The following is a 12,937-nucleotide window of genomic DNA, read 5'->3' as shown; positions in this document are numbered from 1 at the left end:
TTTATTTTTTACGGATTGTTGCAAGTTCATCTACAAATGCCTGTGTTTCAAGGGCGCTTAGCTTTTCTTTATTCATGATGACCTGATGTAACAGTTTTAAATCATTGTATTTGTTCAAATCATAGTCTTCCGCATCAAATAGACCACGATTAGCAACATTTAAATGATCAGCAAGTTCATTGAGCATCTGTGATAAATTCTCTTGATTAGCCTCATCGAATGACATGAAACCCCTCCCATAATAATGATCCGAAGCGTATGATATATCAAAAATATCCTTTTTAATATATCAATTCCCTTCGAATCTTGCAAATTGCAGAGAGCATTTCAGTGGAAAATAAGAGCCAGACTTCTTTTGAACGATGGATTATGATAAAATGAATAAGTTGAAAAACCTTGTGTATTCAAGCGGTTTTCTAAGTGCTGCTTGTGATGAATAATAGGAGTATGAATATGTATTTAAAAAAATTGGAAAGTCTCGGCTTCAAGTCGTTTGCGGAACGAATTTCAATTGAATTCGTTCCAGGTGTAACGGCTGTAGTCGGACCAAACGGTAGTGGAAAAAGTAATATAACCGATGCGATACGCTGGGTGTTAGGCGAGCAATCGGTGAAATCTTTACGTGGTTCGAAAATGGAAGATATCATATTTCAAGGAAGTGATACCCGTAAAGCGTTAAATGTTGCGGAAGTGACCCTCGTATTGGATAACAAAGATAAAGCCTTGCCCCTCGATTATGAAGAGGTTAGTGTAACAAGAAGGGTTTATCGCTCAGGTGAAAGTGAATTCTATATTAATAAACAATCCTGCCGTTTAAAAGATATTATTGATCTATTTATGGATTCCGGCTTAGGAAGAGAAGCTTTCTCCATCATCAGTCAAGGGAAAGTAGAAGAAATCCTTAGCTCGAAAGCGGAAGAGAGAAGAACGATTTTTGAAGAGGCTGCAGGTGTTTTAAAATATAAACAACGTAAAAAGAAATCAGAATATAAACTGGCGGAAACGCAGGAGAACTTAAATAGAGTAGAAGATATTCTGCATGAAATCGAGTCCCAGCTAGGACCGCTCGAAGAACAAAAAAATACTGCAAGTCAGTATTTGACATTAAAAGATCGATTGAAAGAAAAAGAAATTTCCCTATTGATTGCTGAAATTGAAACGCTGCATGAGCAGTGGAAAACAATGAAGCAAGTAATCGAGTCAGAAAATGAAAAACATATTATCCTGAGAGCGGAGAACCAAGAAAAAGAAGCATGGATTGAAGAACAGAAAAAAAAGAACTTGCAGTTAGATGAACAGATTGAAGAACTGCAAGGGAAATTGCTTCTATCGACAGAACAACTGGAAAAATTGGAAGGAAAAAAACAACTACTCTCCGAACGAAGCAAGCATCATGGGGAAAATAGACAGAAGCTGCTGGATGACCGGGAACAGACCGAATCCGAGCTGAAAAAGACCGAGGAAGAACTAAAAAAAGAAGAAGAGAAACGGAAATCGTTTCTAGTAGAAATAGAAGCAATAAAAGAATCCATTAAAGAGCTGGAAACTACATTAAGCCGTACAGAAGAAACGATTGCCGAACAAATTGAAGAATTGAAATCCGAATATATCGAGCTCTTGAATGAACAGGCAGCAAGTCGAAATGAGCTGCAGTCAATTGAAAGACAATCCGAACAATACAATAATAAAAATCAACGACAAGCTGAAAGGTTCAAAGCATCTCTCGAAGAAAGGGAGAAACTTGAACAAGTAAGAGATAAAGTGGAAAGAGAACGACTGGAGCAACTAGAAATTTACGAGGCAAGCGAAAAGAAGATTAAGCAACTGAAAATTGAAGTAGAAGCAAACCGTAGACAATTTCAAGACATGCAGACCAAACTGTATCAAGGCTTCCAGTACATTGATAAGTTAAAATCTAAAAAAGAAATGCTCGAAGAAATGAAGGAAGATTTCCAAGGGTTCTTTCACGGTGTAAAAGCGATACTGAAAGCAAGGAAAAAAGGTGAGCTAAAGCAAATTGAAGGAGCGGTTATTGAGCTGATCGAAGTTCCGAAGTCTTACATCCTTGCAATTGAAACTGTTCTTGGCGGACAGGCACAACATATTGTCGTTCCAGATGAGCAAGTCGCCCGAACAGCAATTACATGGTTGAAAAAGACGAATAATGGGAGAGCAACATTTCTGCCACTTACAACAATCCAAGAGAGATATATCCCAAGACAACTTGTTGAGCGAATGAATGACCACCCGGGTTATGTCGGTACTGCTGCTGAATTAGTAAAGACAACACCGAATTACCAGCGTGCCGTTAATCATTTGATGGGTCATGTCATTATTACAGAAACATTGAAAGATGCGAATGAAATTGCTGGGCTAACTGGCAGGAAATATCGTATTGTAACACTCGAAGGTGATGTTGTCGCCCCAGGTGGAGCGATGACAGGTGGTGCGTCTCAGAAGAAGAACCAGTCCCTATTCACCAGGGAAAAAGAACTGGAAGAGTTGCGGGATAAATTGACGAGCTATGAACCTCGAGCGGCTTCTTTTGCTGAGAAAGTGGAAGAACAAAAGAGGATCATGGCGGAAAGAGAACAGGAACTGAAAAGAAAGGAACAAAATCTGATAGCTGATCAACAGCAGTTACAGGCCTTGCAATCATCTTCCCATAAAGCAGAATTACAATTAAAATCCTTAAATGACAGCTTGTCTCTTTATGATCAGGAAGAAAAGCAATATCAGGAAGATACCGAGTATCTGAATCAGCGTAAAAAAGAATTAAAAGAGCAGTTGGCAGATTTAAAAAGGAAGCTAGCAGAAGCGGAAACACAAATTGAACAGCTGACAAAAGAAGAGTCTGCTGTGAAAGAAAACAGGGAATTGTTGAAAGAAAAATATCATGAACAAAAACTGTTGCTTGCAAAGCAAGAAGAACGCTATCGTAACCAATCGGACAAAGTGAAAAACTTAAAAAAACAAATCGATTTGACAGCAACTAGATTGAAAGGAAATATCGAGAAATTAATCGAACTCGATTCTATTCTTGAGAATAAAGAAACAGAGGAATCGATTAATGCCTCTATAACCGAAGAAAAAGTAACAAAAGAAACATTAACAACATCAATTCAGGAGTTGCGCAGTGAACGAGCAAACCGGACGCAAACAATTAATGATGAAGAGAATGAGCTGCGGGAAGAAAATAAACGCAGTCAATCTATGCTTGCAAATATTCAACAACAAGAAGTGAAGATGAATCGGTTAGATGTAGAGCTTGAGAATCGGTTAACACATTTGGAGACGGAATATACGATAACCTTTGATAAAGCAAAGCAAACATACGAGAAAACAACAGACATTCAACAGTCAAAAAAGGAAGTAGAACAATTGAAACAGCAGATTGTTAACTTAGGTACGGTAAATCTTGGTTCAATTGATGAATATGAACGAATTCATGAAAGATATACCTTTTTGACAGAACAACAGACCGATCTTGTTGATGCAAAAAACACGCTCTACAAAGTCATCGCAGAGCTTGATGTAGAAATGATTGAGCGTTTTGAAGTCACTTTTAAAGCGATAAAAGAAGAATTCGGTGTAGTCTTCAAAGAACTTTTCGGAGGCGGGAAAGCAGAACTGAAGCTAACTAATCCGAATCAAATGCTAGAAACCGGTGTGGAAATTATTGCACAACCACCTGGAAAGAAACTACAACAATTAGGTCTGCTCTCAGGCGGAGAGCGGGCGTTGACAGCAATCGCATTATTATTTGCTATTCTAAGAGTGCGTCCTGTTCCGTTCTGCATTCTTGATGAAGTGGAAGCGGCATTGGATGAAGCAAATGTCACCCGTTTTGCGAAATACGTAAAACTTTACAGTAAACAGACACAATTCATTGTCATTACACACCGGAAAGGTACAATGGAAGAAGCAGATGTATTATATGGTGTGACGATGCAAGAGTCGGGCGTATCCCGTCTCGTTTCTGTGAGGCTGGAAGAGACGGCTGATTTAGTCGAATCATAAGGAGGAAAAAGGGCCATGAGTTTTTTTGATAAACTGAAAAAACGTTTTAAACAAGATGACGGTGCAGAGCAAGTTCAAGAAAAATATAAAGAGGGTATGAAGAAAACCCGGGGCGTTTTTTCCGGAAGAATAAATGATTTGCTAGCGCGTTACCGTAAAGTGGATGAGGATTTTTTCGAAGAGTTGGAGGAAGTTCTGATTTCTGCTGATGTTGGTGTCACAACGGTAATGGATTTAGTTGATGAACTGAAGATGGAAGTAAAACGCCAAAACATTAAAGATACCGAAGAAGTCAAAGATGTTATTTCGGAAAAATTAGTAGAGATTTATTACGGAGAAGATAATGAGGATATTGAGAATTTGAATATCCAGGAAAATGAAATGACCGTTATCCTTGTCGTTGGTGTGAATGGTGTTGGAAAAACAACATCCATTGGCAAGCTTGCCCAACAATTGAAAGAAGAAGGTAAGAAAGTTATGATGGCAGCAGGTGATACATTTCGGGCCGGAGCAATTGAGCAACTGGAAGAGTGGGGCGAGCGTGCTGGTGTCGAAGTGATTAAGCAGAGCGCTGGAAGTGACCCTGCGGCTGTAATCTATGATGGCATCCGTGCAGCCAAATCGCGTAACGCAGATGTACTTCTTTGTGACACAGCAGGCAGATTGCAAAATAAGGTCAATTTAATGAATGAATTGGAGAAAATTAAGCGTGTCATTGAAAGAGAAATCCCCGGGGCGCCACATGAAGTATTATTAGTTCTTGACGCAACAACCGGACAGAACGCCTTAAATCAGGCGAAGACTTTCTCCCAGGCGACAGACGTTTCGGGAATCGTTTTAACGAAGCTCGATGGTACAGCAAAGGGTGGTATCGTGCTTGCTATCCGCAATGAATTGAACATACCAGTCAAATATATCGGTCTCGGAGAGCAGATAGGTGATTTACAAGAATTTGATGCTTCTTTATTCGTTTATGGCTTATTTGCCGATATGCTGGAAGAAGAAGGTGTGGAAGACGAGGACGAATCTTGACAGTAAAGCAATCCATTCGTTATGATTACTTGTAAAGAGATTTCACTTAACAAGAGGGTGTTTAAAAAGTCCGGTAAAAAAGACACTTCGAATTTCTTCGTTGGCTTGCTTTTCCGCTCCTCGTGTACCTGTTTACGTACATTCCGGTGCTAAAAGCTACGCCGCCTCGAACTTCGACACATAGGATGTGCTAGTGTGGGTTTTGCAACAGGACGTTGCGTTCTTAACCGACCTCGGTCTTTTTTATCCTCCTTTTGAACACTTACTTAACAAGGGGCGTTGCCATTGCTGGAAAAAACAATGCGCGTTAATTATTTGTTTGATTTTTACCAAGATCTTTTAACTTCGAAACAAAAAAAGTATATGAAGCTATATTATTTGGAAGATCTTTCGCTTAGCGAGATTTCGGAAGTGTTTTCCGTATCCCGCCAGGCGGTTTATGACAATATTAAACGAACGGAAGCAATGCTTGAATCCTATGAAGAAAAGCTGAACTTATATGAAAAGTTCAGCAGCCGAACGAAAATTATCAATGAGTTGGAGCAAAAAGCATCCAGTGAAGAGATAAAACAGTTAGTGAACAAACTAAAAGAATTAGATTAGGAGGATACCTTCTATGGCATTTGAAGGCTTAGCCGAACGTCTGCAAAGTACGATTAAAAAGATAACAGGAAAGGGTAAGATTTCGGAACAGGATATTAAAGAGATGTCTAGGGAAATCCGACTCGCTCTCCTTGAGGCCGATGTGAACTTTAAAGTTGTTAAAGATCTAATCAATCGTATCAAAGAACGGGCAGTTGGCCAGGAAGTTATGGAAAGTCTTACACCCGGACAGCAAGTCATTAAAATTGTCCGTGACGAACTCACCGAATTAATGGGTGGAGAAAACACTAGAATCACTGTAGCCGACCGCCCGCCTACCGTTATCATGATGGTAGGTTTACAAGGTGCAGGTAAAACAACAACAACAGGAAAGCTTGCAAACCTCTTACGGAAGAAACATAACCGCAAGCCGATGCTTGTAGCATGTGACGTTTATCGACCAGCTGCGATTCAGCAATTAGAAACACTAGGCGGTCAATTAGATATGCCTGTTTTCTCCCTAGGTACGGAAGCAAACCCTGTTGATATCGCGAAACAGGCAATTGAAAAAGCAAAAGAAGAGCATCATGATTATGTCATTATCGATACGGCAGGCCGCTTGCATGTGGACACAGAATTAATGACAGAACTGCAAGAGATTAAAGATATTACAACACCAGATGAAATCTTTCTCGTCGTTGATGCAATGACTGGTCAAGATGCGGTGAACGTTGCTGAAAGCTTTAACGATCAGTTGGATATTAGCGGAGTTGTATTAACGAAACTCGACGGGGATACCCGAGGCGGTGCTGCATTATCTATTAAAGCTGTCACGGATAAACCGATTAAATTTGCTGGAATGGGAGAAAATCTAGATCAGCTCGAACCCTTCCACCCGGAACGTATGGCATCCAGGATTCTTGGAATGGGTGATGTTTTATCATTGATCGAGAAAGCTCAAACAAATGTCGATGAGCAACAAGCGAAAGAGCTAGAAGAAAAAATGCGTTCGATGTCCTTCACCTTTGATGATTTCCTTGAACAGATGGACCAGGTAAAACAAATGGGACCACTTGACGAACTCTTAGGTATGCTCCCGGGAGCCGGCAAGATGAAAGGGTTAAAAAATGCTCAAGTCGATGAAGGGCAACTCGCCCAGGTTGAGGCGATTGCTAGATCGATGACGAAAAAAGAGCGTCAGGAACCGAATATCATCAATGCAAGCAGAAAAAAAAGAATTGCCAAAGGATCAGGAACTACTGTATCCCAAGTCAATCGCTTGCTTAAACAATTTGAAGAAATGAAGAAGATGATGAAACAAATGACGAATATGCAAAAAGGGAAAAAGGGTAAAGGCGGTTTTAAACTGCCATTTATGTAATGAAATAAAAAATATTATAGTTTGTCATGTAAAAACCCTTTACAGACTATATATTTTCTGTTAGAATTTAAAATTGTGAATAACTATTATTGGAGGTGCAAGTAATGGCTGTTAAAATTCGTTTGAAACGTATGGGTTCAAAAAGAAATCCATTTTACCGTATTGTTGTAGCAGATTCTCGTTCACCACGTGATGGACGTCAAATCGAACAAATCGGAACATATAACCCGGTAGTAAACCCGGTTGAAGTTAAAATTGATGAAGAAAAGGCACTTAAATGGTTAGGTAACGGTGCTAAACCAAGTGATACAGTCCGCAATCTGTTTTCAACAGAAGGCATCATGCAAAAATTCCACGAGCAAAAAAATCAAGCAAAGTAGTGTGATACCATGAAAGCCCTAATCGAAACTATTGTCACTTCTCTCGTTGATTATCCAGAGGATATCAGCGTAACAGAAAGGGAAGAGGAAACGAAGATCGTTTATCATCTTAAAGTTCATGAAGATGATGTTGGCAAAGTGATTGGCAAGAATGGACGTATTGCAAAAGCGATTCGAACCGTTGTTTACGCAGCAAAAACGGATGAGAATAAGCGGATTTATTTGGATATCATGTAAAAAAGGGAAAGGAGCCACTGGTTCTTCTTTCCCTTTTGCACATTTTAGCTGTATAATTTATCAGGAATAACCCTCTTTTTTTAAAAAATATCCATAATCTATATGGTAAAAAGCCTGAAAGTGAGGGAGAACAGTGAAAATTATTAAAAGAGTTGAAGTGAGACAAATCATTACAGAAAAGAGTAAAGAGAAATTAAAGGCCCAGTTATTTGATCAAAAAATGCGACTTGAACAAGAGTGTCAACAGTTACTTTTTGAAAAACGAAAGATGCTTAATAAAAAAGGAGTTCACAAGCAAGAAATTGAGCGGAAGTTTCATCATGAAGTGGAAAAAAGAAAAGAAAAAATTGAACTTATTGAATTTAAAGAAGAGCAGCTTGAAGTTTTAAATATGGGTAGTGAAATTGTTGAAGGGGAAGTTGAATCTCTTGTTGAAGTAAGTATTGGAACAAATTGGGAAGATTTGATGAAGAAGCAAGCAATTGTTATTCAAGATAATATTGTTGTACGTATAGAAGAGTAGGCAGGTGGAAGAGATGACAGAAAAAATGTTTAATATCGGTAGAATCATCAATACGCATGGTGTTCGCGGCGAAGTAAAAATAAAAAGAATTACCGATTTTGCAGAGAGATTCCAAGCTGGAGAGACAGTTTATATAAAGGAGAATGAGGAAACGGCGATACCACTCATTATTGCCCATCACCGGATACATAAAGGATTTGATCTGCTTACGTTTGAAGGTATGGATAATATAAATGATGTGGAAAAATATAAAGGACTTTACTTACAAATCCATGAAGAACAGCAGGCAGAACTTGAGGAAAATGAATATTATTACCATGAAATTATTGGGTGTAAGGTCTATACTGCTGCTGATGAAGAACTTGGTACGATTAAAGAAATTCTCGCACCAGGCGCAAATGATGTCTGGGTACTACAGCGAGCAGGTAAAAAAGATGCCTACATTCCTTATATCGAATCTGTTGTGAAAAGAGTAGATGTCGAAGAAAAGCGAATTATGATTGAACCGATGGAAGGACTGCTTGATTAATGCATATTGATATTTTGACGTTATTCCCTGAGATGATGGAAGGAGTTTTTCAATCATCGATATTGAAAAAAGCCCAGGAAAAAAATAAATTCACATATAATCTTGTTAATTTTAGAGACTATACAATGAACAAACATCGAAAAGTGGATGACTATCCTTATGGCGGAGGAGCTGGCATGGTACTTACTCCTCAACCAGTATTTGATGCCGTAAATGCATGTTTAGAAGACAAAGCTACGGATCCCCGAATTGTGCTGCTCTGCCCTCAGGGTGAGCGTTATACGCAACAGAAGGCAGAAGAACTAGCGGAAGAGGAGCATCTCGTCTTTATTTGTGGTCATTATGAAGGCTATGATGAAAGGATTCGCACAGGACTAGCGACAGATGAAATCTCAATCGGGGATTATGTGTTGACTGGCGGTGAACTTGGAGCAATGGTTATTGTTGATAGTGTCGTTCGTCTTTTGCCTGATGTGCTTGGAAACGAATCCTCTGCAGCAGAAGATTCATTCTCAACCGGCTTACTGGAGCACCCGCATTACACAAGACCAGCAATGTTTCGGAATATGCCGGTGCCAGATGTTTTACTATCTGGAGATCATGCAAAAATTGCAAAATGGCGTAAAACCGAATCCCTGAACCGCACTCTCGAACGGCGCCCGGATCTCTTGGAGAACTACCCCTTCACAAAAGAAGAAAAGCAGATACTAGACGAACTCAACCAAAATAAAGCAAAAGAGTAACAAGACAGCTTACTACCCAGAGCAGGCTAGACATCCCGGAGGAGCCATCGGTGTATAGGGGCTATTCCGAGAGAAATTTTTAGCTCATTTAATGAATTTCATAATACGTATTTAATGCTTCACCATCACCATATGTAGTTGAGTTGGTTCGTTCCCAACTACATATGGTGATGGAATAGCCGACTTTGGTAATTATGAAATTCATTCCATTGAATATCATATTATTTGTTTTTTCCCATCTATTATGATCAGAAATTCTGACTAAAATATCTCCGGCGGGGGCAGCCCGATACCTCGAGAGCCCTGTGGGAGGACAGGCCTAGGTGAGACTACTTCGTGCTCAGCCCGAGGAGGCTCACCAGCCGCCCACGAAAGCGAGGGGTATCGGGACTGCGGACCTCCAATAGAACAAATTCACAGGTGAATCCAAATGTTTTTAGAAATGTGTTGAATACTATACGAATTTGTGCTATATTAGTTGTTGTGTTTATGCACGTATAAACGATGTTCCGCTGTTCCTTTAGAGAATGATGAACATTGGTTTGGAAGGAGTGAAGCAAATGCAAGAATTAATTGCAGAAATTACAAAAGATCAGCTTCGTACAGATCGCCCGGAATTCCGTGCGGGAGATACCGTGAAAGTTCACGTTAAAGTTGTTGAAGGTACACGTGAGCGTATCCAGATTTTCGAAGGTGTCGTTATCAAACGTCAAAACGGTGGTATCAGCGAAACATTCACAGTAAGAAAAATTTCTTACGGTGTAGGTGTTGAGCGTACATTCCCAGTACATTCACCACGCGTTGACAAGATTGAAGTAACCCGTAAAGGTAGTGTACGTCGTGCTAAGCTATACTATCTACGTAATCTACGTGGTAAAGCAGCACGTATTAAAGAACGCCGCTAATTACAGACATAATGAACAAAGGCGAAAGCGCCCGGTTAGCAACGTACAAACTGGAGCACTCCAGAAGGGAGATAAAGGAAACACGGCGAACGTAGAGAGCCGATGTTGACTTATCGATTGGAGGAGTGTGAAGTTTGCTAGTTGCTGGGCGCTGGAGCTGGACGTGGCTAACGCCATTAGTTAAGATTATCCACAGGATTTTTATTTTTAGTTTCCTATGAATCAAATGAAAGAAAGGAGCTTGAGCAGATGTTCAGGCTCCTTTTTTGATGTTTTACTTACTCGTTCAATGTTATAATGAACATACTTATTGTTAAAACTTATGAAGGATAAGGAAATGTGAGTGTCGGAGGAGAACAGATGGCAAAGAAGAAGAAGAATGAATGGATAGAATGGACAAAAGCTTTATTGGTTGCTCTTGGGCTCGCTTTTATTGTGCGGATGTTTTTATTCGCTCCGATAATTGTAGATGGACCATCGATGCTGCCAACATTACATGACCGGGATCAGATGATCGTAAATAAATTCAGTTATTATTTCAATGACCCGGAACGGTTTGATATCGTTGTATTTCACGCATCCTCACAGAAAGATTTTATTAAAAGAGTGATAGGACTTCCGGGAGAGCATGTAGCAGTGAATGATGATGTACTGTATATTAACGGGGAGCCTGTCGAACAGGACTTTTTACCGGTGAATGAAAATGATGCGAACACCATCGACTCTGTCCGCAATGATTTCGCTTTGGAAGAAATACCGGGTAACTATGATGTCATACCAGAAGGGCATGTTTTAGTGCTTGGAGATAATCGTGGAAATTCCACCGACAGTCGCATGATTGGACTAATTTCAACGGATCAAATTGTAGGAAAAGCCAGTTTGATTTACTGGCCATTTGAACGAATTCATTTTGTAGGAGAGTAGGGAAAAATAATGCAAGTACAATGGTTTCCGGGCCATATGGCAAAGGCGAGACGAGAAGTGGAACAAAATCTCAAGCTTGTTGACTTTGTAATTGAGCTGCTTGATGCAAGAGCCCCTTTATCATCGGAAAATCCAATGTTGCATCAGATTGTGCAGAATAAGGATAAAATGATTGTGCTTATGAAACGGGACCTTGCAGATCCTAAAATGACAGCAGCATGGCTTACTTATTATAAAGAGAGAAATATTCCAGCAGTCGCAGTAGATGCGAATAATAGAGACGATATAAAACAAGTCGTTCAACTAGCAAAACAGCTTGGAAAAAAGAAAATAGACCAACTTGTGGCAAAAGGTATGAAACCAAGGCCGCATCGAGCCATGATATTAGGTATTCCGAATGTCGGCAAATCCACGCTGATTAACCGCCTTGCGAGCCGGAAAGCAGCTAAAACAGGTGATAGGCCTGGTATTACGAAACAACAGCTCTGGATAAAGATTAAGAAGGATTTTGAGCTATTGGATACACCTGGGATTTTATGGCCGAAATTTGAAGACCAGATCGTCGGCTATAGGCTTGCTTCGATCGGTACGATTAAAGATCAGGTCATCTCCTTACAGGATATTACGGTATTTGTTATTGAATTTTTACAAAGAAAATATCCTGATTTGTTATTTGACCGTTATGAGATAGAAGCAGATCTTGATGATATGCTTGAAGTATTTGAACGAATCGGTAAAAAACGCGGCGCATTGGAAAGTGGGGGAGAAGTGGACTTTGATAAGGTATCTGAAATAGTGTTACGGGACCTCCGTAGTGGCAGGTTAGGGAAAATTTCCTTGGAAGCACCAGCTGACTTACTTGGAGCAGAATAATTATAGAGAGAAATAAGGTGTACGTATGAGAGAGAAATCAATTGCTGTTATAAAACAGTTATTTGAAAATGAAGAAATTACAGAGGGAATTTTCGAGCAATTGAAACGAGATGATAGAAAAGGGGTTCAAGCGCTCATTCGTAAATACGAAAGAATGCAAGAAAAGGAAGCACAGCAATTAATTGCCTTCAAAGAAATGTGCAATTTTGAAAATGAAGCGAGAAAAAGCGGCCGAAAACTGATTGCAGGGGTCGATGAAGCGGGTAGAGGCCCGCTTGCCGGCCCGGTCGTTGCGGCTTCTGTCATTTTACCCCAAGATTTTATGCTTCTTGGTTTAAACGACTCAAAACAACTTACAGAAAAAGATCGTGATTATTTTTTTACGGTTATTAAGGAACAGGCGATTAGCTACCAGATTGCAGTTATCTCCAACGAAAAAATCGATCAGGTGAATATTCTGGAAGCGACAAAGCTCGCTATGTATGAAGCAGTGCGAGGCTTAGAACAGCAACCAGACCATGTATTAATTGATGCTGTCGCGCTGCCTCGGCTTGGAATTTCAAGTGAGGCAATCGTTAAAGGGGATGCAAGAAGCGTTTCAATCGCAGCTGCAAGTATTCTTGCTAAAGTAACACGCGATCGCCTAATGAAAGAAATACATCAAGAGTTTCCGATGTATGACTTTAGTTCAAATATGGGTTACGGGACGAAAAAACACTTAGAAGGTTTACAGTCGCACGGCATATCTCCCTATCACCGGAAATCCTTTGCACCAATTCGCCAATATATCGGTTAAAAGGAGGTCTTC

At 39.9% G+C, this 12,937-nt stretch carries 14 protein-coding genes; 13 read left to right on the top strand and 1 reads right to left on the bottom strand.

Translation table 11 applies throughout. The features are described 5' to 3' along the window. Position 1: 1 nt before the first annotated feature. Positions 2 to 226, bottom strand: coding sequence for a DUF1128 domain-containing protein (locus LZD48_RS04775; protein ID WP_235761594.1), 225 nt, complete (start codon positions 224 to 226; stop codon positions 2 to 4). 227 nt (positions 227 to 453) lie between these two features. Here LZD48_RS04775 and smc point away from each other — a divergent pair, with 227 nt between their 5' ends. The 13 genes from smc to rnhB all read left to right on the top strand — a co-directional run bounded on the left by smc (position 454) and on the right by rnhB (position 12,925). Next, on the top strand, positions 454 to 4,020 hold the full coding sequence (smc, locus tag LZD48_RS04770) for a chromosome segregation protein SMC (protein ID WP_235761593.1): 3,567 nt from the start codon (positions 454 to 456) through the stop codon (positions 4,018 to 4,020). A gap of 15 nt (positions 4,021 to 4,035) precedes the next feature. Continuing rightward, positions 4,036 to 5,052: a signal recognition particle-docking protein FtsY gene (gene ftsY, locus LZD48_RS04765; protein WP_235761592.1), complete on the top strand. Its 1,017-nt coding sequence runs from the start codon at positions 4,036 to 4,038 to the stop codon at positions 5,050 to 5,052. A 285-nt stretch (positions 5,053 to 5,337) separates the two neighbouring features. Further along, a complete protein-coding gene (locus tag LZD48_RS04760) occupies positions 5,338 to 5,655 on the top strand; it encodes a putative DNA-binding protein (RefSeq protein WP_235761591.1) in 318 nt (105 codons plus the stop codon). A 13-nt stretch (positions 5,656 to 5,668) separates the two neighbouring features. Next, positions 5,669 to 7,015, top strand: a complete 1,347-nt coding sequence (ffh, locus tag LZD48_RS04755; protein WP_235761590.1) for a signal recognition particle protein — start codon at positions 5,669 to 5,671, stop codon at positions 7,013 to 7,015. Between the two features lie 104 nt (positions 7,016 to 7,119). Continuing rightward, positions 7,120 to 7,395 (top strand): 30S ribosomal protein S16, encoded by a 276-nt coding sequence (gene rpsP, locus LZD48_RS04750; protein ID WP_235761589.1) that lies wholly within the window; start codon positions 7,120 to 7,122, stop codon positions 7,393 to 7,395. A gap of 9 nt (positions 7,396 to 7,404) precedes the next feature. Beyond that, positions 7,405 to 7,632, top strand: a complete 228-nt coding sequence (locus LZD48_RS04745) for a KH domain-containing protein (protein WP_235761588.1) — start codon at positions 7,405 to 7,407, stop codon at positions 7,630 to 7,632. Positions 7,633 to 7,765: 133 nt separating this feature from the next. Next, a complete protein-coding gene (locus tag LZD48_RS04740; protein ID WP_235761587.1) occupies positions 7,766 to 8,155 on the top strand; it encodes a YlqD family protein in 390 nt (129 codons plus the stop codon). Positions 8,156 to 8,168: 13 nt separating this feature from the next. Beyond that, the gene (rimM, locus tag LZD48_RS04735) at positions 8,169 to 8,684 is read left to right on the top strand and encodes a ribosome maturation factor RimM (protein ID WP_235761586.1); all 516 of its coding nucleotides are present in this window, start codon (positions 8,169 to 8,171) and stop codon (positions 8,682 to 8,684) included. Next, positions 8,684 to 9,427: a tRNA (guanosine(37)-N1)-methyltransferase TrmD gene (gene trmD / locus LZD48_RS04730; protein ID WP_235761585.1), complete on the top strand. Its 744-nt coding sequence runs from the start codon at positions 8,684 to 8,686 to the stop codon at positions 9,425 to 9,427. The genes rimM and trmD overlap by 1 nt, the downstream gene beginning before the upstream one ends. A 560-nt stretch (positions 9,428 to 9,987) precedes the next feature. Further along, on the top strand, positions 9,988 to 10,332 hold the full coding sequence (gene rplS / locus LZD48_RS04725; RefSeq protein WP_235761584.1) for a 50S ribosomal protein L19: 345 nt from the start codon (positions 9,988 to 9,990) through the stop codon (positions 10,330 to 10,332). A gap of 360 nt (positions 10,333 to 10,692) precedes the next feature. Next, on the top strand, positions 10,693 to 11,256 hold the full coding sequence (gene lepB / locus LZD48_RS04720) for a signal peptidase I (protein ID WP_235761583.1): 564 nt from the start codon (positions 10,693 to 10,695) through the stop codon (positions 11,254 to 11,256). A gap of 9 nt (positions 11,257 to 11,265) precedes the next feature. After that, complete coding sequence (gene ylqF / locus LZD48_RS04715) at positions 11,266 to 12,129, top strand: ribosome biogenesis GTPase YlqF (RefSeq protein ID WP_235761582.1); 864 nt, start codon at positions 11,266 to 11,268, stop codon at positions 12,127 to 12,129. A 25-nt stretch (positions 12,130 to 12,154) separates the two neighbouring features. Continuing rightward, the gene (rnhB, locus tag LZD48_RS04710) at positions 12,155 to 12,925 is read left to right on the top strand and encodes a ribonuclease HII (RefSeq protein WP_235761581.1); all 771 of its coding nucleotides are present in this window, start codon (positions 12,155 to 12,157) and stop codon (positions 12,923 to 12,925) included. Positions 12,926 to 12,937: the final 12 nt, after the last annotated feature.

It is taken from the genome of Oceanobacillus alkalisoli (assembly GCF_021556485.1).
GTDB classification, from domain to species: Bacteria; Bacillota; Bacilli; order Bacillales; family Amphibacillaceae; genus Oceanobacillus; species Oceanobacillus alkalisoli.
Note: the sequence above shows the minus strand (reverse complement) of the source record. Positions and strands in the feature narration are given on the sequence as shown.